We start from the raw sequence: 23,614 nt of genomic DNA, 5'->3' as shown, positions 1-23,614 counted from the left end.
GTATCAGGCGCGTAGCGCCGATGTGTGCGCCGTGACCGGCGCCGGGAGCTCGGTGCTCCCTGTCAAGTATTCATCGATCGCGGCCGCGGCCGCGCGTCCCTCCGCGATCGCCCAGACCACGAGCGACGCGCCACGGCCGGCATCACCGGCCACGAACACGCCGTCCTGGGTGGTCGCGAAGTTGTCCGCACGCTCGATCTGAGCGCGCGATGTCAACGCTACCTGGGATTGTGCCTGGAGGTTCGTGACCTCAGGCCCAGTGAATCCCATCGCGATGAGCACCAGGTCCGCCGGGATCTCGCGCTCCGTCCCGGGGGTCGGGGTGCGGGAGCCGTCGGCGTTGTACTGCGTGACCGCCACCTTGAGCGATCGCACGTGCCCGTTCTCGTCGCCCACGAACTCGACGGTCGAGGCGAGGTACTCGCGGGTGCCGCCCTCCTCGTGGCTCGAGGAGACCTCGAACACGCGCGGGTCGGTGGGCCACGGCTGGCTGTCGGGGCGGTCGACCGGCGGCTTCTTGCCGATCGCGAGGGTCGTCACCGTCGTGGCGCCCTGGCGCAGCGCGGTGCCGATGCAGTCCGATCCGGTGTCGCCGCCGCCGATCACGATGACGTGCTTGCCGTCCGCCGTGAGCTGGCCGGGGACCTCGTCGCCCGCGGCGGCCTGGTTGCCCTGCTTGAGGTACGGCATCGCGTAGTGGATGCCGTCGAGCTCGCGCCCGGGGATCGGCAGGTCGCGCTCCACCGGGGCGCCGGTCGCGATGAGCACCGCGTCGTAGCGCGCGCGGAGGTCGTCCCACGTGATGTCGGTGCCGATCGCGATGCCGGTGCGGAAGCGGGTGCCCTCGCGCTCCATCTGCACCACACGGCGGTCGATGACGTGCTTCTCCATCTTGAAGTCGGGCACGCCGTAGCGGAGCAGGCCGCCCACGCGGTCGTCCTTCTCGTAGACCGCGACGGTGTGGCCGGCGCGCGTGAGCTGCTGCGCGGCGGCGAGGCCGGCCGGGCCGGAGCCCACCACGGCGACCGTCTTGCCGGTGTGCCGCTGCGCGATGTGCGGCGTCACGTTGCCGTCCTCGAACGCGTGCTCGATGATCTCGACCTCGACGTTCTTGATGGTGACGGCGGGCTGGTTGATGCCCAGCACGCAGGAGGTCTCGCACGGCGCGGGGCAGATCCGGCCGGTGAACTCAGGGAAGTTGTTGGTCGCGTGCAGGCGCTCGATGGCGTCCGCGTACTGGTCGCGCCACACCAGGTCGTTCCACTCGGGGATGAGGTTGCCCAGCGGGCAGCCCTGGTGGCAGAACGGGATGCCGCAATCCATGCAGCGTCCGGCCTGGCGCTTGAGCACCACCTCGTCGCGCCCCAGCTCGTCCTTGACCTCGGACCAGTCGCGCAGACGCACCGACACGGGGCGGTAGGCGGGGACCTCCCGCTCGCGAACCTTCAGGAATCCACGCGGGTCAGCCACCGGTCACCTCCAGGAACTCGGCCCAGGCGCCGGGGGCGGACAGGTCGCCGCCCTTCGCCTCGAGCTCGTTGAGCGCGTCGCGGACGCGCGCGTACTGTGCAGGCAGCACGCGGGTGAAGCGCGCCACCGTCATGGTCCAGTCGGCGAGCAGCTCGCGCGCCACCGGCGACCGGGTCTCCTCCGCGAACCTCTCGACGAGCGTGCGGACGATCACGGCGTCCTCCTCGTCCAGCGGGCTGAGCGTGAGCTCGCCGGACGCGAGGGCCTGCGCGTTGACGCGCTCGGTCCGCAGGTCCAGCACGTACGCCGTGCCGCCGGACATGCCGGCGCCCAGGTTGCGGCCGGTGCGGCCCAGGATGACGGCGGTGCCGCCGGTCATGTACTCGAGGCCGTGGTCGCCCACGCCGGACACCACCGCGGTGACGCCCGAGTTGCGCACCAGGAAGCGCTCGCCCACCTGGCCGCGCAGGAGGATCTCGCCGCCGGTCGCGCCGTAGCCCACCACGTTGCCCGCGATGACGTCGGAGGTCTCGTCGAGCATGGACTCCCGTGCGGGGCGCACGATGACGCGTCCGCCCGACAGGCCCTTGGCGACGTAGTCGTTGACGTCGCCCTCGAGGCGCAGCGTGATGCCGCGCGGCACGAACGCGCCGAAGGACTGGCCCGCGCTGCCGCGGAACGTCACGTCGATCGTGTCGTCGGGCAGGCCCGCGCCGCGGTAGCGGCGCGTGACCTCGTAGCCGAGCATCGTGCCGACCGTGCGGTTGATGTTGCGCACCTCGGTCTCGATGCGGACGGGCTCGCCGCGCTCGAGCGCGGGCTCGGCCGCGGCGATGAGCTCGTTGTCGAGCGCCGCCTCGAGGCCGTGATCCTGCGTGGTGGAGTTCATCAGGGCCGCGCCCTCGCGGGGACGGGCGAGGATGGGCGCCAGGTCGAGGCCCTGCGCCTTCCAGTGGTCGATCGCCGCGCGGGTCTCGAGCACCTCGACGTGCCCCACGGCCTCCGCGATGGAGCGGAAGCCCAGCGCCGCGAGGTGCTCGCGCACCTGCTCCGCGATGAACTCGAAGAACGTCTCGACGAACTCGGGCTTGCCGGAGAAGCGGCCGCGGAGCTCGGGGTTCTGCGTGGCGACGCCCACCGGGCAGGTGTCCAGGTGGCACACGCGCATCATGATGCAGCCCTCGACCACCAGCGGGGCGGTCGCGAAGCCGAACTCCTCCGCGCCCAGCAGCGCGGCGACGATGACGTCGCGGCCGGTCTTCATCTGGCCGTCGACCTGGACCACGATGCGGTCGCGCAGGTCGTTGAGCACCAGCGTCTGCTGCGTGTCGGCGAGCCCGATCTCCCACGGCGCGCCGGCGTGCTTGAGCGAGTTGAGCGGGCTCGCGCCGGTCCCGCCGTCATGGCCGGAGATGAGGACCACGTCGGACTTGCACTTGGCGACGCCTGCGGCGATGGTGCCGACGCCGACCTCGGCCACGAGCTTGACGTGGACGCGCGCCTTGGGGTTGGCGTTCTTCGCGTCGTGGATCAGCTGCTTGAGGTCCTCGATCGAGTAGATGTCGTGGTGCGGCGGCGGCGAGATGAGGCCCACGCCGGGCGTCGCGTGACGCGTCTCGGCGACCCACGGGTAGACCTTGTTGCCGGGCAGCTGGCCGCCCTCGCCGGGCTTGGCGCCCTGCGCGAGCTTGATCTGGATGTCGTCCGCGTTGACCAGGTACTCGGAGGTGACGCCGAAGCGGCCCGACGCGATCTGCTTGATCGCGGAGCGGCGCTCCGGGTCGTACAGGCGCTCGACGGGCTCGCCGCCCTCGCCGGTGTTCGAGCGGCCGCCCAGGCGGTTCATCGCGATCGCGAGCGTCTCGTGCGCCTCCTGCGAGATGGACCCGTAGGACATCGCGCCCGTGTTGAAGCGCTTGACGATCTCGGCGACGGACTCGACCTCGTCGATCGGCACCGGCCGGCGGTCGGCGCTGAACTCGAGCAGGCCGCGCAGGGTCATGAGGCGCTTGGCCTGGTCGTCGACGCGGTCCGTGTACTCGCGGAACACGTCGTAGCGGCGCGTGCGGGTCGCGTGCTGGAGCTTGAAGACCGTCTCGGGGTCGAACAGGTGCTCCTCGCCGTCGCGACGCCACTGGTACTCGCCGCCGGTCTTGAGCGCCTGGTGGGGCGGCAGCTCGCCCGAGGCGGGGTACGCGTCGGCGTGACGCGCCTCGACCTCGGCGGCGACCACGTCGAGACCCACGCCGTCGATCTGGCTGGGCGTGCCGTTGAAGTGGAGGTCCACCAGCTCCTTGGACAGGCCGATCGCCTCGAACACCTGGGCGCCGCGGTAGGACGCCATGGTCGAGATGCCCATCTTGGACATGATCTTGAGGACGCCCTTGCCGAGCGCCTTGATGAGGTTGTGCGTGGCCTGCTCGGGAGCGACGTCGCCCAGGTACCCGCGCTTGGCGAGGTCCTCGACGGTCTCCATCGCGAGGTACGGGTTGACGCAGCCGGCGCCGTAGCCGATGAGCAGCGCGACGTGGTGCACCTCGCGCACGTCGCCGGCCTCGACCACCATGGACAGCTGCGTGCGGCGGTGCGTGCGCACCAGGTAGTGGTGAACGGCGGACGTCAGCAGCAGCGACGGGATGGGCGCGAGGTCGGGGTTCGAGTCGCGGTCGGACAGCACCAGGAAGGACACGCCGTCCTCGATGGCCTCGTCGACCTCGCGGAAGATCTCGGCCAGGCGTGCGTCGAGCGCGTCGGCGCCGCCCTTGACCCGGTACAGGCCGCGGATCTTGCGCGCGGAGAACACGCCGCGGCGCTTGGGGTCGCGGTCGATGTGGAGGATCTTCGCGAGCTCGTCGTTGTCGATCACCGGGAAGTCGATGATGATCTTGCGGGCGTGCTCGGGGGTCGCGTCGAGCAGGTTCGGCTCGGGGCCGAGCGCGCCGCCGGTCGCGGTGACGATCTCCTCGCGGATCGAGTCGAGCGGCGGGTTGGTCACCTGCGCGAACATCTGCACGAAGTAGTCGAAGAGCAGGCGCGGACGCTTCGAGAGCACCGCGATCGGGGTGTCGGAGCCCATCGCGCCGATGGGCTCGACGCCGGTCCTGCCCATCGGGGCGAGCAGGACCTTGAGCTCCTCCTCGGTGTACCCGAACGCGCGCTGGCGGCGCTGGACGGAGCGCGCCGAGTGCGAGATGTGCTCGCGGTCGGGCACCTCGGACAGGCGGATCGCGTTGTCGGCGACCCACTGCTCGTACGGGTGCTCGGAGGCGAGCGCCGACTTGATCTCCTCGTCCTCGACGATCCGCCCCTCGCGGGTGTCCACCAGGAACATGCGGCCGGGCTGGAGGCGGCCCTTGCGGACCACCTTCGCGGGGTCGAGGTCGAGCAGGCCCGCCTCGGAGCCGCACACCACCAGGCCGTCGTCGGTCACCCAGAAGCGGCCGGGACGGAGCCCGTTGCGGTCGAGCGTCGCGCCGATCACGGTGCCGTCGGTGAAGTGCAGCGCGGCGGGGCCGTCCCACGGCTCCATGAGCGCCGAGTGGTACTCGTAGAAGGCGCGGCGGGCCGGGTCCATCGACTCGTTGTTCTGCCACGCCTCGGGGATCATCATGAGCAGCGCGTGGTGGATGGGGCGCCCGCCCAGGTGCAGCAGCTCGAGCACCTCGTCGAAGGACGCGGTGTCCGAGGCGCTCGGCGTGCACACGGGCATGAGCGGCCCGAGGTCGCCCAGCAGGTCCGAGCGCAGGGTGCCCTCGCGCGCCGCCATCCAGTTGCGGTTGCCGCGCACGGTGTTGATCTCGCCGTTGTGGGCGATGCCGCGCAGGGGCTGCGCGAGCGGCCACGACGGGAACGTGTTGGTGGAGAAGCGCGAGTGGACCAGCGCGAGCTCGGACGCGAACAGCGGGTGCGTGACGTCCGGGAACACCTGCTCGAGCTGGTACGTGGTGAGCATGCCCTTGTAGGTGAGCGTGCGCGAGGACAGCGAGGCGAAGAACGGCCCGCCGGCGCCCTCGGCGCGCTTGCGCACGCGGTAGGCCTTGCGGTCGAGCTCGATGCCGGCGAGGCCGTCGTGGGAGACGAACACCTGACGGAAGGTGGGCATCGCGGCGCGCGCGCTCGGGCCCAGCGGCTCCGGGTTGGTCGGGACGTCGCGCCAGCCGATGACGCGCACGCCCTCGTCGGTCGCGGCGGACTCGAACGCCGCCACCTCGGCGGCCTCGGCGCCCGGCGTGAGGAACGCGATGCCTACGGCGTACTCGCCCGCGGCGGGCAGCTCGAAGGTGGCGACCTCGCGCAGGAAGGCGTCGGGGACCTGGGTGAGCAGGCCCGCACCGTCGCCGGTCTCGGTCTCGGCGCCCACGGCGCCGCGGTGCTCGAGGTTCTTGAGGGCGGTCAGGCCCGCATCGACGATGTCCCTGCCCGCCGTGCCACGCAGGGTGGCGACGAAGGCGACGCCGCACGCGTCGTGCTCGTAAGCGGGGTCGTAGAGCCCCGCTGCGGGCTGGGGAGCGCCAAGATGCGCGACCATCACACCGTCCTTAAGCGTCCCCGGGCACGCGGGGACATTCGTAGATATCGGGGCGCCGTCGACCCGGTGTTGACACGGGCGTTCAGCCTACCGCGAACGGCGGCAGGCACGGAATCCCGCTTCTCAGGCCCCGGCGGGGCCGTCGCCGGGGGTGTCGGCGACGTCGGGCGTCTCGGTGACGTCCTGCGCGGCCGCATCCTCGGGGTGGGAGGCGCGGGCCGCGAGCAGCGAGCGCTCGGGGCGCTCGCCGGATCTGCGTTGCGCCCATCCTAGGGCCGCGAACGCGGCGGTCGCGCCGATGAGCACCACGATGGACACCCACTCGTTGATGCGCAGGCCCGCGATGGTGACCGCATCGTCGATCCTGACGCCCTCGATCCACAGGCGGCCGGACACGTAGACCATGACGTACAGCCAGAACACGCGGCCGCCGTACAGCTTGAGGCGGCGGTCCAGGTAGATGATCAGCGCGGCGCCCGCGAGGTTCCAAAGCATCTCGTACAGGAACGTCGGGTGGAACGTGGCGAACTGCTCGTAGCCCTCGGGACGGAAGGCGGGGTCGATCTCGAGCGCCCACGGCAGCGTGGTGGGGCCGCCGAACAGCTCCTGGTTGAAGTAGTTGCCCATGCGGCCGATCGCCTGCGCGATCAGCACCGCGGGCGCGGCGGAGTCCGCGAACGCCGTGAAGCTCACGCCGGCGCGACGCGCGCCGATCCAGGCGCCGAGCGCGCCCAGCGCGACCGCGCCCCAGATGCCGAGGCCGCCGTTCCAGATCTTCAGCGCGTCGACGGGGTTGCCGCCCTCGCCGAAGTATGGGCCGGGCGTGGTGATGACGTGGTAGAGGCGTCCGCCGACGATGCCGAACGGGATCGCCCAGAACGCGATGTCGCCGACCACCTCGGGGTCTCCCCCGCGCTCGACCCAGCGCCGGGTGGTGAGCCACAGGGCGACCAGGATGCCGAGCAGGATCCACAGCGCGTACGCGTGGATGGTGAGCGGCCCGATCGAGAACGAGCTCCACTCGATGGGCGGGCTGGGGATCGACGTGGTCATCGTGCGCTCCTCACGCCGTCGGCGAGCTCGGCGACCTTGGCGCGCAGGCGCTCGAGGTCGCCCTCGTCGCCGAGCGCGCGCACGAACGCCGTGCCGACGATGACGCCGTCGGCGAAGCCCGCGATCTCCGCGGCCTGCTCGCCTGTGGACACGCCCACGCCGATGCAGACGCGCTCGGCGCCGGCCTCGCGCGCTCCGCGGACCACCCGCTGCGCGGCGTCGCCGACCGAGGTGCGCTCGCCCGTCACGCCCATGAGGGGCGTCGCGTAGACGAAGCCGGTGGACGCGTCGCACGTGAGCTGCATGCGCTCGCGCGTGGTCGACGGGGCGACCAGGAAGATCGTGTCGACCTCGGCCTCGCGCGCGGCGGAGACCCACTCGGGCGCCGCGTCGGGCGTGAGGTCGGGCGTGATGACGCCGGCGCCGCCGGCGTCACGAAGGTCGTGGGCGAAGCGCGACCATCCGCGCTGCAGCATGAGGTTCGCGTAGCTCATCACCACGGGCACCGCGCCCGCCTCAGCGACGGCGCGCACGGCGACGAACGCATCGTCCACCGTCACCCCGCCCTCGAGCGCGCGCGCGGCGGCGTGCTGGATGACCGGGCCGTCGAGGACGGGGTCCGAGTAGGGCGGGCCCACCTCGACCACGTCGCAGCCGGCCTCGACCAGCACGCGCATCGCGGCGATCGAGGTCTCCACGTCGGGGTAGCCGACGGGCAGGTAGCCCACGAGCGCGGCACGGCCCTCGGCCCGGCATGCGTCGAGCCGATCGGTCAGTGCGCTCACTCGTCCCCCTCCGGGAGCATCTCGAACCAGCGGGCGGCCTGCTCCACGTCCTTGTCGCCGCGACCCGAGAGCGTCACCAGCAGGGTGGCCTCCGGGCCGAGCTCGCGGCCCAGGCGGATCGCGCCCGCGAGGGCGTGCGCGGACTCGATCGCGGGCAGGATGCCCTCGGTCCGCGTGAGGAGGCGGAACGCCTCCATGGCCTCGGCGTCCGTCACGGGCCAGTACTCGGCGCGGCCGATGCTCGACAGCCACGTGTGCTCGGGGCCCACGCCGGGATAGTCGAGACCCGCGGAGATCGAGTGCGACGGCTGGGTCTGCCCGTCCTCGTCCTGGAGGATGTAGGACATCGAGCCGTGCAGGATGCCCGGGCGGCCGCCGGTGAGGGTCGCGGCGTGGCGACCCGTCTCCACCCCGTCGCCCGCGGCCTCGCAGCCGATGAGCCGCACGTCGCGGTCGTCGAGGAACGCGTCGAAGGATCCGATCGCGTTCGAGCCGCCGCCGACGCACGCGAGCACCGCGTCCGGAAGGCCGCCGAGCTCGAGCATCTGCGCGCGCGCCTCGACGGAGATCACGCGCTGGAAGTCGCGCACCATCGCGGGGAACGGGTGCGGACCTGCCGCCGTCCCGAACACGTAGTTGGTGGTCTCGACGTTGGCGACCCAGTCGCGGAAGGCCTCGTTGATGGCGTCGCGGAGGGTGCGGGTGCCGGTGGCGACCGGGATCACCTCGGCGCCGAGGAGGCGCATGCGCGCGACGTTGAGCGACTGGCGCTCCGTGTCCTCCTCGCCCATGTAGATGACGCAGTCGAGGCCCATCAGCGCGGCGGCGGTGGCGGTCGCGACGCCGTGCTGGCCCGCGCCCGTCTCCGCGATCACGCGGGACTTGCCGAGCCGCTTGGTCAGCAGCGCCTGGCCCAGCACGTTGTTGATCTTGTGCGAGCCCGTGTGGTTGAGGTCCTCGCGCTTGAGGAGCACGCGCGCTCCACCGCAGTGGGCGGCGAACCGGGGCACCTCGGTGACGATCGACGGGCGACCCGTGTAGTCGCGGGCGAGCCGCTCGAGCTCGCCGGTGAACTCGGGGTCGATGCGGGCCTTGTCGTAGGCGTCCGTGAGCTCGTCGAGCGCCGCCATGAGCGCCTCGGGGACGAACCGTCCGCCGAACTCGCCGAAGTACGGCCCGGGGGCCTCCTGGAGCGATTCCGTCACGGGCGGACCGACCGCAGGGCCGGGTGCGCGCCCGCGGCGACCATCTCCGCGACGGTGGCGCGGGGGTCGCGGTCCTTGACCAGCGCCTCGCCCACGAGCACCGCGTCCGCGCCGAGGCGGGCGTACTCGACCACGTCGTGGCTGTCGCGGATCCCGGACTCGGCGATGCGGAGCACGCCGTCGGGGATGTGCGGGGCCACGCGGGCGAACGTGGTGCGGTCCACCTCGAGCGTGCGCAGGTTGCGGGCGTTGACGCCCACCACGGTGGCGCCGGCGTCGACCGCGCGCTTCACCTCGACCTCGTCATGCACCTCGACCAGGGCGAGCATGCCCAGCGAGTGGACCCTCTCGATGAGGCTCTCGAGCGCGAGCTGCTCGAGCGCGGCCACGATGAGGAGGACCACGTCCGCGCCGTGCGCGCGCGCCTCCCACACCTGGTACGGCGTGACGATGAAGTCCTTGCGCAGGATCGGGGTGTCGACCTTCGCGCGTACCGCGTCGAGGTCCGTGAGCGAGCCGTTGAAGCGCCGCTGCTCGGTGAGCACCGAGATGACCGAGGCGCCGCCGGCCGCGTACTCGGTCGCGAGCAGCGCCGGGTCCGTGATCTCCGCGAGGGACCCCTTGGACGGGCTCGAGCGCTTGACCTCGGCGATGATGCCGACCTCGTCGCGCGCGAGGATCTGCCGCGCGTCGAGCGCGCTCGGCAGGCGTGAGGCGCGCTCCTTGAGCGCGTCCATCGTGGTGAGCTCCTGGCGGACCGAGAGGTCCTCCAGCACACCAGCCACGATGCTGTCGAGAACGCTGATTGAACCCTCTCCCATGGCGACCACTCTACCGCCGCAAAGGACGCCTCAAGGACGGCTCAAGTTACGGCACAAGGTGCCTAGGACAGCGGCTGGCCGTGGCCGAGGGCGCGCAGCACGGCTCCCGCGGCGAGCGACACGACCGCGACGCCGATGCCGGCGAACGTGAGCGCGTGCACGGGGATCGCGATGCCGACCGACGCGAGCAGCGCGGCGATCACCAGGCCCCAGTTGGTCACCCACGCGGCGACGGTGCGGCCGTGGTTGTGCGGGGCGATCTCGGGAAGGTCCTGCGGCTCCAGGTGCACGCTCGACATGGGGTTCTCCTCGGGGACTCGGGGGCTGGGCGTCAGTCTAGCGAAGCGCGGGACTCGACCAGGCGCGATGCGGTGGCGATCGCGCGGATCATCGCGGCCGCCTTGTGCTTGGTCTCGGCGTCCTCGGTGGCGGGCACGGAGTCCGCGACGATCCCGGCGCCGGCCTGCACGTGGGCGGTGCCGTCCTCGATCAGCGCGGTGCGGATGGCGATCGCCATGTCCATGTTGCCCGCGAAGTCGAGATACCCCACGGCGCCGCCGTAGAAGGCGCGGCGCGTGGGCTCGATCTCGTCGATCAGCGCGATCGCCCGCGGCTTCGGGGCGCCCGAGAGGGTGCCGGCCGGGAACACCGCCGTGAACGCGTCGAGCGCGCCGTGCGGGGCCTCGAGCGTGCCCACCACCGTCGAGCAGATGTGCATGATGTGCGAGTAGCGGTTGACGGTCATGAACTCGACCACCTCCACGGAGGTGGGCTCGCACACCTTGACCAGGTCGTTGCGCGCGAGGTCGACGAGCATCACGTGCTCGGCCACCTCCTTGGGGTCCGCGAGCAGCTCCTCCTGGAGGGCACGGTCCTCGGCCGGGGTGGCGCCGCGCGGGCGCGAGCCCGCGATCGGGAAGGTCGACACGCGGCCGTCCTTCACCGTGCACAGCGACTCGGGGCTCGCCCCCACCACCGCGAACTCGCGGCCGCGGTCGTCCTCGAGCTGGAAGTAGTACATGTACGGGCTCGGGTTGAGCGTGCGCAGCACGCGGTACACCTCGAGCGGGCTCGCCTCGCAGGGCAGGTCGAAGCGCTGCGAGGGCACCATCTGGAACACCTCGCCGTCGCGGATCGCCTCCTTCGCGAACGCGACCGCGGCCTCGTACTCCCCCGGCGCGCTGCGCTGGGTTACCTCCGGCTCGCCCCCGTCGTCGAGGACGGACACCGGGCCGGGTGCGGCGGAGGCGAGGTCGCGCTGCATGCGGTCGAGCCGCGCGACGGCGTCCGCGTACGCGTTCTCGATGCCCGACTCCTGCGCGTCCGCGTTGACCGCGTTGGCGATGAGCCACACCGAGCCGTCGCGGTGGTCGATCGCCGCGATGTCCGTCGCGAGCAGCAGCAGCACATCGGGCACGTCGATCTCGCGGGGCGCCTTCATGGGCAGCGTGGGCTCCCACTGCCGGATGATGTCCCACCCGAGCACGCCCACCATGCCGCCCGTGAGGGGCGGGAGCCCGTCGATGGCCTCGGAGCGCATCTCCCTGAGCACCTGCGCGATTGCCGGGAGGGGTGCCCCGTCGGCGAGGCCCACGGGCACGTCGCCGCTCCACCGCGCATCGTCCCCGTCCACCGTGAGCATCGCGCGGCTGCGCACGCCCACGAAGGAGAACCGCGCACGCGAGCCGTCGGGCTCCGCGGACTCGAGGATGAACGTGCCGGGCCGCTCCTGCGCGAGGGCGCGGTAGACCGCCACGGGCGTGAGCGAGTCCGCCAGCAGGCGGCGCACCACGGGGACCACCCGGTGCGAGCGGCCCAGCTCCACGAACCCGTCGAGCGACGGCCACGTCTGGCCCCACTCCACGCGCACGGCGGTCACGGCGTCGCCCCGGCGAGCCCGTCCACGGCGCCCAGGTCTCCCCCGGCCTCGAAGCAGGTGCGGGTGCCGGTGTGGCAGGCGGGGCCCTGCTGGTCGACCTCGAGCAGGAGCGCGTCGCCGTCGCAGTCGAGGCTGACGCGCACCACGCGCTGCACGTTGCCCGAGGTGTCGCCCTTGCGCCACAGCTCCTGGCGCGAGCGGCTCCAGTACACGGCGCGGCCGGTGGTGAGGGTCTCGTGGAGCGCCTCGTCGTTCATCCACGCGACCATGAGGACCTCGCGGGTGTCGTGCTGCTGCACCACGGCGCAGACGAGTCCGGCGGGGTCGCGCTTGAGGCGCGCAGCGATGTCAGCGTCGAGCGGCATGCGGACCATCCTTCCACGGCGCGCCCCGGACGGTGCGCACCGTGCGGGCGGGGCTCAGCGCGCGCCGCGCTCCATCACGAACCGCCACGGCTCGGACAGCTTCACGTGGATGTCGATGCCCACGTCGGAGCCGAACAGCCGCGCCAGCGCCTGGCATGCCGCAGCGTCCGCGGCGGCGTCGCACACGATCGGCAGGCCGTCGAGCCCGAGCTCCGCGGACACGCGCCGCACGGCCTCGTGCGCCTCGCGCCACGCGGGATGCCAGTCGCTCACCAGGAAGTCGGTGTCGGCGAGCACGTCGAACACCTCGGTCAGCCCCAGGCGGCGCGCCTTCGACAGCGCCACCACCTCGCGCACCGTGAGCGTCGACAGCCGCACCAGGTGCGCCTCGTACGCCTCGCGACGCAGCCCGCGCACGCTCGCTGCCAACGACTCCACCGCTGCTCCTCCCCCAGCCGGCCGCCCGGCCGGGCGCCCGTTCCGATCTCACCACCGCATCGTCCCCCCGCGCCAGTGCGACACGGCGTGAGTTGCCCCACACCCCGAAGGGACGATGCGCCGGTTCAGTCCCGCGTCTGGGCCACCCAGGCCTCGTGGAGGCCGGCGTACGTGCCGCCGGCCGCGACCAGCTCGTCGTGGTGGCCGAGCTCGATGAGCTCGCCGTGCTCCATCACGCCCACGACGTCGGCGCGCTCGGCGGTCGACAGGCGGTGCGCGATCACCACGGCGGTGCGGCCCTGCATGAGCGACTCGAGCGCGCGCGAGATGCGCACCTCGGTGGCGGGGTCGACCGCGGAGGTGGCCTCGTCGAGGATGAGCAGGTCGGGGTCGCGCAGGTAGGCGCGCGCGATCGACACTAGCTGGCGCTCGCCCGCCGAGAGCAGCTCGCCGCGCGGACCCACGTGGGTGTCGAGCCCGTGCGGGAGGACCTTGATCCAGCCCTCGAGACCCAGCGACTCGAACGCGGCCATGGCGCGGCTGCGCAGCTCCTCCGAGTCGGCGTCGGGGACCGCGTAGTGCAGGTTCGACAGCACGGAGCCGTCGAACAGGAACCCCTCCTGGGGCACCACCGCGACCGAGCGGCGCAGCGAGCCCATGGGCACCTCGCGCAGGTCGACGCCGCCGACCCGGACGGTGCCCTCGGTGGGGTCGAAGAAGCGGGACATCAGGCGCGCGAGCGAGGTCTTGCCCGAGCCCGTGGTGCCGACGAGCGCGAGGCGCTTGCCCGCGGGCAGGTGCAGGTCGATGCCCTTGAGCACCTCCGGCCCGCCCGGGTACGTAAGGCGGATGCCGTCCATGGCGAGGTCTCCGCGGCCGTGCGGGATGGCGGTGCCGTCCGCGCCGGGGTCGGGGATGGTGATGTCCTCGTCGACCAGCTCGACCACGCGGCGCCAGCCGACGAGCGCGCGCTGCATCTCCGCGAGCATCTCGATGATCCACATGAGCGGGCCCGCGAACATGTAGACGAGGAACGCGAACGCGACGACGGTGCCGACGCTGATCTCGCCGGCCAGGGCGAGGTGCGTGCCGCCGACGAGCGCGATGCCGGTCGCGAGCGACTGGCCGAACGCGGTCGAGGAGAACGTCACCGAGGCGAGCATCGAGGCGCGCTTCTCCGCGGCGAGGATCGCGTCGATGTCGCCGCCCAGCTGGTCGCGCATGCGCTGCTGGACGCCGTAGGCGCGGATGGTCGAGACGCCGACGAGCTGCTCGGACGTGCGCCCCATGAGGTCGGCCATGCGGCCGCGGACGCGCGAGAAGGCCTCGCTGATGCGCGGCTGGATCCACGCGAGCGTGAGCGACATGGGGACGAACGCGACCAGGACGATCAGCGCGAGCTGCCACGAGTAGGCGAGCATCACGGCGAAGACCACGGCGGCCTCCATCGCCGAGATGATCATGGCGGCGCCCGTCCACTGCATGAGGTCGCGCATGGTCTCGACGTCGCCCGTGACGCGCGAGACGTAGCGGCCCCGCTGCTCCTCGTTCTGGGTGAGCACCGACAGCTCGTGGACCTTGCCGAACGCGCGGATGCGCAGCGTCGCGAGACCCGCCTCCGCGGCCGTCACCATGCGGCGGCGGACCACGTACGACAGGGACGCGGCGATGATGAGCACCACGGCTCCGCCGGCCGCGTAGGCCGCCACGAGGCCGATGTCGACCCCGCCTGGCGCGAGCAACCCCAGGTCGGTGACGCGCTGGGTGAGGAACGGCGTCGCGGCGCGTCCCGAGGCGGCGATGGCCGCGAGCGTGAGGGTCACGCCGAGGCCCTTGCGGAACTCGGGGCTCAGCTGGAGGCCGCGCCGGAACAGCCGGCGCATGGTCATCTGCTCGTTCATCCGACGTATCCCGCCTGCTCCTCGGCCTGACGGCGGGAGTCCTCCTCGTAGGCGAGCACCAGCTCGCGGTAGCCGGCGTCGCGCGTGATCAGCTCCGTGTGGGCGCCGGCGTCGACCACGCGGCCGCGGTCGACGTGGACGATGTGGTCGGCCAGCAGGATCGACGCCAGCCGGTAGGCGATGACGAGCACGGTGGGGCCGTCCTCCCCCGCCAATCCGGTGAGGATCTCCCGCTCGACGCGCGGGTCGACGGCGCTGGTCGCGTCGTCGAGCACGAGCACGCGCGGGCGCCGCACGAGCGCGCGGGCGAGCGCGAGGCGTTGGCGTTGGCCGCCCGAGAGGTTCATGCCGCGCTCGGCGAGCACGGCGTCGAGGCCGGTGCTGCCGTCGCGCGCGAGGCGCTCGACCACGTCGACCACGTTGGCGCGGCGCAGGGCGTCCCACACCTCGTCGTCCGTGAAGTCGGCGCCGAGCGTGACGTTGTCGCGCACGGTGCCGGCGAACACGAAGGCCGTCTGGGGCACGAGCGCGACGTGGTCGCCCAGCCGCGCGATCGCCTCGAGCTCCGTCCCGTCGAGGGTGACGGAGCCCGTCGAGGGGCGCGCGAGACGGGCGGCCGCCAGCGCGACGGTGGACTTGCCGGAGCCCGTCGACCCCACCAGGGCGGTGACGGTGCCGGGGCGCAGCTCGAGCGAGACGTCCTGCAGGATGACGGACAGCTCGCCGTCGCCGTCGTCGGCCGCGATCGAGGCGTTGTCGAAGCGGACGCCGCCGGCGCCGGCGGTCGCGATCTCGGTGTGGCCGGGCTCGTCGACCTCGGTGGCGGCGCGTGCGATGTCGCCGATGCGCGTGAACGCGACGAGCGCCTGCGGCATCTGCCCGAGCACCCATCCGAGGCCGCGGATCGGCACGGCCATGAGCGTGACCAGGTAGATCGCGGACACGACGTCTCCGACGGAGACGGCGCCCACGGAGGCGCGCATCGCGCCGACGACCATGAGGGCCACCGCGCCGAGCGGCACGATCACGTCCATGAGCGGCTCGAACCACGCGGAGGTGTGGCCCACGCGCGTGTCGGCGTCGCGCAGGTCGTTGGCGGCGCGTGCGAAGCGCGCGGTCTCGCGGTCCTCGGCGCCGAGCGCCTTGACCACGGTGCCGCCCTCGAAGCTCTCGTGTGCGATGGTCGCGACGTCGGCGCGCAGGCTCTGGCCCAGGTCCCAGCGTGGCGTGATGACCTTCTCGTACGCCACGTTGATCGCGAAGATGATGGGCACCACGGCGAGGCCCGTGACCGCCAGCCACGGATCCATGCGCCACATGGACCAGCCCGCGGCGATCATCATGACGAACGATCCGACGGTGAACGCGAAGGGGTGCAGCGGGGAGGTCGCGGTCTCCGAGTCGGAGGACATCGCGGACAGCATGCGGCCCGACGGGTTGGACCGGTGCCATCCGAGCGGCAGCGATGCCAGCGCATCGGCCACCACCCGGCGGTGGCTCGCGCCCACGCCCGCGACGCCGAAGCCCTGCACGGTGCGGCGCATGCCGACCAGCACGGCGTTGGCGAGGCCGATGAGCACGAACGCGCCGCCCACCAGCCAGATCGCGGCCTTCGGGTCCTGCGTGCGCTCGCCCCAGTAGCCCTGGATGGGCTCGCCTGCGGCGGCGGGGATGACCACCTGGTCGGTGACGTCGCCCAGCAGGGTGCCGAACAGCACGGTGAGCAGGCTGAACGCCGCCGCGGCGGCGACCGCGATGCCGAACTGCCACGGCTGCTCGCGGACCGCGTGGATCAGCAGCTGGGCAGCCTTCCTGGTGAAGCGGCCGGAGACCTCGTACCGGCGCGCCTGATCGCGTGACGTCATCGAACCTCGACCCCCGCCGCCCGCATCGCGTCCTTGACCTCCTGAATCGTGAGCGTGCCGAAGTGGAAGACGGACGCGGCGAGCACCGCGTCCGCGCCGGCCTGCGCGGCGGCGACGAAGTGGTCGACGGTGCCGGCGCCTCCGGAGGCGATCAGCGGCACGTCCACCACGTCGCGCACGCGCGCAAGCATCTCGAGGTCGAAGCCGTCGGTGGTGCCGTCGGCGTCCATCGAGTTGAGCAGGATCTCGCCCGCGCCGAGCTCCGCGCCGCGGCGCGCCCACTCGACGGCGTCGATGCCGGTGCCCTGGCGGCCGCCGTGCGTGGTCACCTCGAAGCCCGAGGGCGTCTCCACGCCGTCGCGCACGCGGCGCGCGTCGACGGACAGGACCAGCACCTGGTTGCCGAAGCGGCGGGCGATCTCGGAGATGAGCTCGGGGCGCGCGATCGCGGCCGTGTTGACGCCCACCTTGTCCGCGCCCGCGCGCAGCAGCCGGTCCACGTCCTCGGGCGCACGCACGCCTCCGCCCACGGTGAGGGGCACGAACACCTGCTCCGCGGTGCGGCGCACCACGTCGTAGGTGGTCTCGCGGTTGCCGGAGGACGCGGTGACGTCGAGGAACGTGACCTCGTCCGCGCCCGCGGCGCCGTATGCGGCGGCGAGCTCGACGGGGTCGCCCGCGTCGCGGAGGTTCTCGAAGTTGACGCCCTTGACCACGCGGCCCGCGTCGACGTCGAGGCAGGGGATCACACGCACGGCGACACCCATCAGGCGTCTCCTTCCGGGTTGAACACGTCGAGGATGTCGACGACGAACACGAGCGTGCCCTTGTCGGCGTAGCCGTAGCTCGCGGGCACCACGAGCTCGACCTGCGATCCGGCCGTCTGGTCGAGCAGGCCCTCGTCGAGGCCCCTGATCACCTGGCCGGACCCGATCTGCAGCTCGAAGGGGGCCGCCTCGACGGGCCACGACGAGTCGAGCACGTCGCCCTTGCGCCACTTGCCGTCCGCGCCCTTGCCGTCCGACCAGTACCAGGCGGTGTAGTTGACGGTGAGGAAGGACCCCTCCTTCACCTGCGGGCCGGAGCCCTGGATGAGGGTCGCGACCTGGAGGTCGGTGGGGGGCGACTGCTTCGGGATGGTCACGGACGGCTCGCCCGTGGTCTTGTGGCGGGTCACCTCGGGCAGGTCGGGGCTCGCCTCGACCTCGGTGCCCACGGCGTGGTCGGGCAGGACGTCGATCACCATCGCGATGGGCGCCTCGGCCTCGGACTCGAAGCCAGGCGGCGCCACCACCAGCAGGCGCGCGCCCACCCGCACGTCGAGCAGGCGGTCGTACAGCTCCTCGCCCACCACCTCGGGGGCGAGCAGGAAGGACCGCGGCAGCCCGTCGTAGGTGTTGATCAGCGTGGTGCCGTCGTCGAGCGAGGCGCCGTAGATGTCGAGCAGCAGCGGCTCGCCGTCCTGAAGGTACTCGCCGTCGCCGTCCCACACCACGGTCGACTGCTCCTCCGCGTAGTCCAGGCCGGGCGTGAACTCGAGCGACGGTGCGAGCGTGTCGGAGCCGCCGATCACGATGTCGGAGATGTCGCCGGACGGGGACACGCTCGGGTCGGTCTCGGACGGCGCGGCTGTGCACGCCCCGAGTGCCAGGGGCACCAGGGCGAGCGCGAGCACGACGAGACGACGCATGTGAGGGATTCCTTTCGGGACCGTAAGAGTCTACGGCCGGTCAGGCCGGGTCGAGGGCCTCGATGAGCGCGTCGACACGCGCGTCCTCGGTGCGGAACGGGTCCTTGAGCAGGACCGTCGTGCCGGAGGAGCCTGCGATCTTCAGGTGCACCCAGTCCACCGTGAAGTCACGCCCCGAGGCGAGCGCCTTGGTGACGAACTCGCCTCGCAGGCGGGCCCGCGTGGTCTGCGGCGCGGTGGTCATGGCGCGCTCGATGTCCGCGTCGGAGACGATGCGCCGGGCCAGCCCCTGCTCCTGCAGCTTGGCGAACACGCCGCGCTCGGGAGAGACGTCGTGGAACGCGAGCTCGAGCCGCGCCAGCCGCGCGTCGTCGAGGTCGCAGCCCAGCCGCTCGCGGTAGCGCATCACCAGGCGGTGCTTGATCGCCCAGTCGAGCTCCGTCTCGACGCCGGAGAAGTCCTGCGTGCGCACCGCGTCGACGCCGCGCTGCCACAGGTCGAGGATCCGGTCGACCTCCGCCGTGGGGGCGATCACGCCGCCCAGGTGCGAGCGCACCAGGTCGATGTACGTCTGCTGCACCTCGACCGCGGTGAGCCTGCGGCCGTCGGTGAGCTCGACGGTCGCGGCGCCCGTGAGGTCGTGCGCGACGTCGCGGATGGCCTGCATCTCCCGCGCGAGCGTGAGCTCGGGCAGCACCACGCGCGCCTCCATGAGGCGCAGCACCAGGTCGGTGGCGCCCATCTTGAGCAGCGTGGTGGGCTCCGCCATGGTCGAGTCGCCCACGATCACGTGCATGCGGCGGTAGAGCTCCGCGTTCGCGTGGGGCTCGTCGCGCGTGTTGATCATGGGCCGCGACCGGGTGGTGGCGGAGCTCAGCCCCTCCCACATGTGGTCCGCGCGCGGCGAGAAGCTGTAGTGGGCGCCCGACGGGGTGCGTGTGATGGTGCCCGCGCCCGTGACGATCTGCCTGGTCACCAGGAACGGCAGCAGCGCGGATGCGAACGCCTTGAAGTCCGCACGGCGGCGCACCAGGTAGTTCTCGTGGCAGCCGTAGCTGTTGCCCGCGGAGTCGGTGTTGTTCTTGTAGAGGTGGATGGTGCCGTCCACGCCGGCGTCGCGCAGGCGCTGCTCTCCCCCGGCCACGAGGTCGTGGACGATCCGCTCGCCGGCCTTGTCGAGCGCGATGAGGTCCGTGAGGGTGTCGCACTCGGCGGTCGCGTACTCGGGGTGCGCGCCCACGTCGATGTACAGGCGGGACGCGTTGGGCAGGAACACGTTGGAGGATCGGCCCCACTGCACCACGGAGTGGAACAGGTGGCCGGCGACCTCCTCGGGCGTGACGGGACGCGCGGCGCCGGTGTCGAGGTGCAGGCCGAACTCGGTCTCGAGCCCGAAGATGCGGCGGGCGGGGTCGACGTCGAGCGGCGGCGGGATGTCGGTGGAGAGCATGGTGCGTGGCCCGCGGGAGGCTACTGGCCGCCCTTCTGGACGAAGGACCGCACGAACTGCTCGGCGTTGACCTGGAGCGAGCCGTCGATCTCCGCGAGAAGGTCGTCGAGCGCGTCGCTCGAGGCGGTCGCCGCCGCGGCGGGCGCGGGCGCCTCCGGCTCCGGGGCGTCGTCCTCGTAGGGCTGTCCTTGCGCGTTGAGCTGGGCCATGCTCGCGAGTCTATCCGTCGATCAGGGCGTCGAGGAGGGGGTGACGCGCCGCGCCGGGCTCGTCGAGATGCACCACCTCGAGGTGCCCGTGGTCGGTCTCGCGGTCGAGCACCACGGTGGACCAGCCGGCCGCGTCGACCAGGTCGGGCCGCGCGGAGACGATGCCTCCCCGCAGGCGCGCACGGGTGTCCTGGGGCGCCGTGATGGCGGCCGCCGCGACCTCGTCCTCGGTCGCGAGCCGCTCCACCTGGCCCGCCTGCGCGAGCCGCGTCGCCCACCCGTCCCCCAGACGGCTCCATTGGAGGTCGGCAGCGGCGAGCCGCGCATCGTCCCACGGCAGGCCGTCGGGGTGATCCTCCGAGACGTGCCGCGACCGCAACCTGCCCAGCAGCTGGAGCTTGGCGACCCACTCGACCTCGCGCGCGGCGCTGAAGAGGTCCGCGCCGAGCCGCTCGAGCACGCCCTCCCAGCGGGCGAGCACGGCGGCGTCGCCGGCGTCGGCGGCGTAGGTGCGGCAGATCTCGAGGAGGGCGCGCTGGAGCTCGAGGGCCGTGGCGGCCTCGCCGGAGGCCAGGACGATGCGGCGGCGGAGCGAGACATCGCGCGATACCTCCTGCACGGCCTCCACGGGATGCGCGAGCTCGAGCTCGTCGAGGCGCTCGTCCTGCGCCTCGATGGCGGCGAGCACCAGCGAGGTGGTCCCGATCTTGAGGTAGGTCGCGACGTCGAAGAGGTTGGCGTCGCCGATGATGACGTGCAGGCGGCGGTACTTGTCGCGGGTGGCGTGCGGCTCGTCGCGGGTGTTGACGATGGGCCGGCGCAGGGTGGTCTCGAGGCCCACCTCGGCCTCCATGTAGTCCGCGCGCTGCGACAGCTGGAAGCCCGGCTCCTCGCCGAACTGGCCGAGCCCCACGCGCCCGGCGCCCGTGAAGACCTGCCGGGTCACCAGATGGGGCGTGAGGCGGCGCGCGAGGTCGTCGAACGCCACCGCGCGGGCGACCAGGAAGTTCTCGTGGGTGCCGTACGAGGCGCCCTTGCCGTCGACGTTGTTCTTGTAGAGGTGGACCTCGCCGTCCTCGTCCTCCGCGTACCGCGTGGCTGCGGCGAGCGCGATCGCGTCGCCCGCCCGGTCCCAGATCACCGCGTCGCGGGCGCCCGTGACCTCGGGACCGCTGTACTCGGGGTGGGCGTGGTCCACGTAGAAGCGGGCGCCGTTGGCGAGCACCGCGTTGAGGTGGGCAGGGTCCTCCCACGACCCGCGGCGGCGACGCAGGGTCACCCGCCCGGCCGCCGCATCGTACTCGGCGGAATCCGTCAGGAGGTCCGCGGAGGCGCCCAGGCGCGAGCGGCGGAAGCCGCGCTGGTCCTGCAGCGGGTCCTCGCCGCCGTAGTCCCACCGGCTGGTGCGCTCCCCCGCCCACGCCCGGCACGCCGTCACCAGGCGCGAGGACAGCAGGATGGGGTTGGCGCGCGGCTCGGCGGGATCGACGATGCCGTACTCGGTCTCGATGCCGACGACCCGCACGTCACTCCCCCGCGAGCGTGCCCGCGGCGACGGCGCGCGCCTCGGCGAGCTCCTGGTCGGCTGCGTGCTCGAGGTGGGCGCGCGTGAGGCCCTTCGCGTGCCCGGCGACCACGCCCTTGATGGCGGAGGTCTTGGCGCGGTCGACCACGTTGCGGACCACGGCGCCCGACACGTGGCGCGACGCGTCCGCGTGGGCGAAGATGCGGCCCACGCCCGCGTCGATGAGCGCCCGCGCGGTGGCGGCGCGGTCGCCGCCGTGCGCGTCGAGCTCCGCCTGCGCGAGCGGCAGGTCCGCCGTGAGGTACTTGCCGAAGATGTCCGCCGTGGCCTCGGGGCTGGGGCGCGAGATCTCGATCTTCACGTCGAGGCGGCCGGGGCGCAGGATCGCGGGGTCGATCATGTCCTCGCGGTTCGACGCACCGATCACGATGACGTTGCCCAGCGCCTCGACGCCGTCGAGCTCCGTAAGCAGCTGCGGGACGATCGTGGTCTCCATGTCGGAGCTCACGCCGGAGCCGCGGGCGCGGAACAGCGCGTCCATCTCGTCGAAGAACACCACCACGGGGGCGCCGGAGTGCGCCTTGGCGCGGGCGCGCTCGAAGATGGTGCGGATGTAGCGCTCGGTCTCGCCCACGTACTTGTTGAGCAGCTCGGGGCCTTTGACGGAGAGGAAGTAGGAGCGGTCCGCGCCCACCGCCTCCGCGAGCGAGTGCGCGACGGCCTTCGCGATGAGGGTCTTGCCGCAGCCGGGCGGACCGTAGAGCAGCAGGCCGCGCGGGGGACGCAGCGCGTGTTCACGGTAGAGCTCGGGGTGGACCAGGGGCAGTTCGATCGCGTCGCGGATGCGCTCGATCTGCGGGGTGAGGCCGCCGATCGACGAGTAGTCGATGTCGGGCACCTCCTCGAGGAGCAGCGCCTCGACGCCGGTGCGCTCGACCTTCTCCGTGGCGAAGCCGGTGCGCGGGTCGATGATCACGGTGTCGCCCTCGTGGACGCGGCGTGCGGCGTCGCCACCGACGAGGGTCACCACGCGCTCGTCCTCGCCGCGCGAGACCACCAGCAGGCGGTCCTCGTCGACGACCTCGCGGACGATCGCGGCCTGGCCGGTGCGGTCCGGCCTGGCGACGTCGACCACCACGGACATGGCGTTGAGCAGCACCTCGTCGCCGGGGCTCAGGTCCGCCTCGAGCGTGGGCAGCACGGCGACGCGCAGGCGGCGGCCGCTGGAGACCACGTCCGCGTTGCGTCCCGACCACTCGACGAACGTCGCGAACGTCTGCGGCGGCTGCGACGCCTCGGCGAGCTTCTCGCGCATCTCGCCGATCTGGTCGCGCGCGAGCGTGAGGAGCCGCTGGAGCTCGTTGTTCTGGCGCTCGAGGCGCGCGATCAGGTCCTGAGCCTCGGCCACCATCACTCCTCCCCTGCGGCGGTGTCAGCCGAGGGCGCGGCCGCTGTCGCGTCGCGGCGCACCTTGCGGATCTTCTTCTCGCTCACGGGACGCTCGCCCAGGTCCTCGGGGCTCCACTCGCCGTCGGTCGTCGGGTACGAGCCCTTCGCCGGACGGCGGGTGCGTCGCGGCGGCTCGACGCCGGGCGCCATGCGGCGTGCGGTGAGCAGGAAGCCGGTGTGGCCGATCATGCGGTGGTCGGGGCGCACCGCGAGGCCCTCGAGGTGCCACGTGCGCACCATCGACTCCCACGCGCGGGGCTCCGTGTATCCGCCGTGCTCGCGCAGGTCCTCCGCGAGGCGGGACAGCTGCGTGGTGGTCGCGACGTAGGCGAGGAACACGCCGCCCGGGGCGAGCGCATCGGCCGCCGCGTCGATGTTCTCCCACGGGGCGAGCATGTCGAGGATGATGCGGTCGACGGTGCCGGCCTCGAACGCGTCGCCCACGCGGTCCGCGAAATCGCCGATCTCGAGGCGCCACGCCGGGTGCGGGCCGCCGAAGTGGGACTCGACGTTGGCGCGCGCGATGTCCGCGAAGTCCTCGCGACGCTCGATGCTCACCAGCCGCCCGGCGTCTCCGACCGCGCGCAGCAGCGACATCGTGAGAGCGCCGGAGCCGACTCCCGCCTCGACCACGCGGGCGCCCGGGTAGATGTCCGCCATCTGGACGATCTGCCCGGCGTCCTTGGGATAGACCACGGCGGCTCCGCGCGGCATGGACAGCACGAAGTCGCTCAGCAGCGGGCGCAGCACCAGGTAGTCGAAGCCCGCGGTGTTGGTCACGACGGTGCCCTCGGGCTGCCCGATGACGTCGTCGTGGTGGAACAGGCCGCGGTGCGTGTGGAACTGCTTGCCCGGCGTGAGGATGATCGTGTGGTGGCGGCCCTTGGCGTCGGTCAGCTGGACGCGGTCGCCGGCGCGGAGCGGGCCCCTGCGCTCGGACGCGCCGACGGGCTCGGAGGTCTGGGTCATGCGGCCAGTCTA

At 72.5% G+C, this 23,614-nt stretch carries 19 protein-coding genes; all 19 read right to left on the bottom strand.

Translation table 11 applies throughout. The features are described from left to right. Positions 1-3 precede the first annotated feature (3 nt). Positions 4-1,470 carry a glutamate synthase subunit beta gene (locus AOM05_RS10960; RefSeq protein ID WP_062522190.1) on the bottom strand — a complete coding sequence of 489 codons (1,467 nt, stop codon included), beginning with the start codon at positions 1,468-1,470 and terminating at the stop codon, positions 4-6. Next, on the bottom strand, positions 1,463-5,998 hold the full coding sequence (gene gltB / locus AOM05_RS10955; RefSeq protein ID WP_062522188.1) for a glutamate synthase large subunit: 4,536 nt from the start codon (positions 5,996-5,998) through the stop codon (positions 1,463-1,465). Before gltB ends, AOM05_RS10960 begins: the two co-directional genes overlap by 8 nt. Before the next feature lie 123 nt (positions 5,999-6,121). Then, the gene (gene lgt / locus AOM05_RS10950; RefSeq protein WP_062522187.1) at positions 6,122-7,051 is read right to left on the bottom strand and encodes a prolipoprotein diacylglyceryl transferase; all 930 of its coding nucleotides are present in this window, start codon (positions 7,049-7,051) and stop codon (positions 6,122-6,124) included. Beyond that, entirely contained in the window at positions 7,048-7,836 is a 789-nt protein-coding gene (gene trpA / locus AOM05_RS10945) for a tryptophan synthase subunit alpha (protein WP_062522186.1), read from the bottom strand. The genes lgt and trpA overlap by 4 nt, the downstream gene beginning before the upstream one ends. Continuing rightward, positions 7,833-9,041 carry a tryptophan synthase subunit beta gene (gene trpB, locus AOM05_RS10940; protein ID WP_062522177.1) on the bottom strand — a complete coding sequence of 403 codons (1,209 nt, stop codon included), beginning with the start codon at positions 9,039-9,041 and terminating at the stop codon, positions 7,833-7,835. Before trpB ends, trpA begins: the two co-directional genes overlap by 4 nt. Next, positions 9,038-9,847: an indole-3-glycerol phosphate synthase TrpC gene (trpC, locus tag AOM05_RS10935; RefSeq protein ID WP_062522296.1), complete on the bottom strand. Its 810-nt coding sequence runs from the start codon at positions 9,845-9,847 to the stop codon at positions 9,038-9,040. The genes trpB and trpC overlap by 4 nt, the downstream gene beginning before the upstream one ends. A 77-nt stretch (positions 9,848-9,924) precedes the next feature. Then, the gene (locus tag AOM05_RS10930) at positions 9,925-10,161 is read right to left on the bottom strand and encodes an HGxxPAAW family protein (RefSeq protein ID WP_062522174.1); all 237 of its coding nucleotides are present in this window, start codon (positions 10,159-10,161) and stop codon (positions 9,925-9,927) included. Positions 10,162-10,193: 32 nt separating this feature from the next. Beyond that, positions 10,194-11,741: an anthranilate synthase component I gene (locus AOM05_RS10925; protein WP_062522171.1), complete on the bottom strand. Its 1,548-nt coding sequence runs from the start codon at positions 11,739-11,741 to the stop codon at positions 10,194-10,196. Next, positions 11,738-12,106: a phosphoribosyl-AMP cyclohydrolase gene (gene hisI, locus AOM05_RS10920; protein WP_062522170.1), complete on the bottom strand. Its 369-nt coding sequence runs from the start codon at positions 12,104-12,106 to the stop codon at positions 11,738-11,740. The genes AOM05_RS10925 and hisI overlap by 4 nt, the downstream gene beginning before the upstream one ends. 54 nt (positions 12,107-12,160) lie before the next feature. Continuing rightward, positions 12,161-12,544, bottom strand: a complete 384-nt coding sequence (locus AOM05_RS10915) for a hypothetical protein (RefSeq protein ID WP_062522169.1) — start codon at positions 12,542-12,544, stop codon at positions 12,161-12,163. A 125-nt stretch (positions 12,545-12,669) separates the two neighbouring features. Then, positions 12,670-14,445, bottom strand: coding sequence for an ABC transporter ATP-binding protein (locus AOM05_RS10910; protein ID WP_062522168.1), 1,776 nt, complete (start codon positions 14,443-14,445; stop codon positions 12,670-12,672). Continuing rightward, positions 14,442-16,310: an ABC transporter ATP-binding protein gene (locus tag AOM05_RS10905; RefSeq protein WP_062522166.1), complete on the bottom strand. Its 1,869-nt coding sequence runs from the start codon at positions 16,308-16,310 to the stop codon at positions 14,442-14,444. Before AOM05_RS10905 ends, AOM05_RS10910 begins: the two co-directional genes overlap by 4 nt. Further along, positions 16,307-17,077 (bottom strand): imidazole glycerol phosphate synthase subunit HisF, encoded by a 771-nt coding sequence (hisF, locus tag AOM05_RS10900; RefSeq protein WP_062522164.1) that lies wholly within the window; start codon positions 17,075-17,077, stop codon positions 16,307-16,309. Before hisF ends, AOM05_RS10905 begins: the two co-directional genes overlap by 4 nt. After that, entirely contained in the window at positions 17,077-18,000 is a 924-nt protein-coding gene (locus tag AOM05_RS10895; RefSeq protein ID WP_062522163.1) for an FKBP-type peptidyl-prolyl cis-trans isomerase, read from the bottom strand. The genes hisF and AOM05_RS10895 overlap by 1 nt, the downstream gene beginning before the upstream one ends. A 40-nt stretch (positions 18,001-18,040) precedes the next feature. Next, positions 18,041-19,450 carry a Pup--protein ligase gene (gene pafA, locus AOM05_RS10890; protein ID WP_062522160.1) on the bottom strand — a complete coding sequence of 470 codons (1,410 nt, stop codon included), beginning with the start codon at positions 19,448-19,450 and terminating at the stop codon, positions 18,041-18,043. 20 nt (positions 19,451-19,470) lie between these two features. Beyond that, positions 19,471-19,659 (bottom strand): ubiquitin-like protein Pup, encoded by a 189-nt coding sequence (locus tag AOM05_RS10885; protein WP_062522158.1) that lies wholly within the window; start codon positions 19,657-19,659, stop codon positions 19,471-19,473. Positions 19,660-19,669: 10 nt separating this feature from the next. Further along, a complete protein-coding gene (gene dop / locus AOM05_RS10880) occupies positions 19,670-21,184 on the bottom strand; it encodes a depupylase/deamidase Dop (RefSeq protein ID WP_062522156.1) in 1,515 nt (504 codons plus the stop codon). A gap of 1 nt (position 21,185) precedes the next feature. Further along, the gene (gene arc / locus AOM05_RS10875; RefSeq protein WP_228373277.1) at positions 21,186-22,592 is read right to left on the bottom strand and encodes a proteasome ATPase; all 1,407 of its coding nucleotides are present in this window, start codon (positions 22,590-22,592) and stop codon (positions 21,186-21,188) included. 2 nt (positions 22,593-22,594) lie between these two features. Next, positions 22,595-23,602, bottom strand: a complete 1,008-nt coding sequence (locus AOM05_RS10870) for a tRNA (adenine-N1)-methyltransferase (protein WP_062522152.1) — start codon at positions 23,600-23,602, stop codon at positions 22,595-22,597. Positions 23,603-23,614: the final 12 nt, after the last annotated feature.

Source organism: Demequina silvatica (assembly GCF_000971215.1).
Classification (GTDB): domain Bacteria; phylum Actinomycetota; class Actinomycetes; order Actinomycetales; family Demequinaceae; genus Demequina; species Demequina silvatica.
This window is presented reverse-complemented; position numbering and strand designations above follow the sequence as displayed.

What these genes read in the sequence shown, in the direction of transcription:
- gltB (WP_062522188.1), bottom strand. Translation starts at nt 5,998, where the DNA reads ATGGTCGCGCATCTTGGCGCTCCCCAGCCCGCAGCGGGGCTCTACGAC.
- pafA (WP_062522160.1), bottom strand. Translation starts at nt 19,450, where the DNA reads ATGCTCTCCACCGACATCCCGCCGCCGCTCGACGTCGACCCCGCCCGC.
- hisI (WP_062522170.1), bottom strand. Translation starts at nt 12,106, where the DNA reads ATGCCGCTCGACGCTGACATCGCTGCGCGCCTCAAGCGCGACCCCGCC.
- AOM05_RS10910 (WP_062522168.1), bottom strand. Translation starts at nt 14,445, where the DNA reads ATGAACGAGCAGATGACCATGCGCCGGCTGTTCCGGCGCGGCCTCCAG.
- lgt (WP_062522187.1), bottom strand. Translation starts at nt 7,051, where the DNA reads ATGACCACGTCGATCCCCAGCCCGCCCATCGAGTGGAGCTCGTTCTCG.
- AOM05_RS10870 (WP_062522152.1), bottom strand. Translation starts at nt 23,602, where the DNA reads ATGACCCAGACCTCCGAGCCCGTCGGCGCGTCCGAGCGCAGGGGCCCG.
- hisF (WP_062522164.1), bottom strand. Translation starts at nt 17,077, where the DNA reads ATGGGTGTCGCCGTGCGTGTGATCCCCTGCCTCGACGTCGACGCGGGC.
- AOM05_RS10930 (WP_062522174.1), bottom strand. Translation starts at nt 10,161, where the DNA reads ATGTCGAGCGTGCACCTGGAGCCGCAGGACCTTCCCGAGATCGCCCCG.
- AOM05_RS10905 (WP_062522166.1), bottom strand. Translation starts at nt 16,310, where the DNA reads ATGACGTCACGCGATCAGGCGCGCCGGTACGAGGTCTCCGGCCGCTTC.
- AOM05_RS10885 (WP_062522158.1), bottom strand. Translation starts at nt 19,659, where the DNA reads ATGGCCCAGCTCAACGCGCAAGGACAGCCCTACGAGGACGACGCCCCG.
- AOM05_RS10895 (WP_062522163.1), bottom strand. Translation starts at nt 18,000, where the DNA reads ATGCGTCGTCTCGTCGTGCTCGCGCTCGCCCTGGTGCCCCTGGCACTC.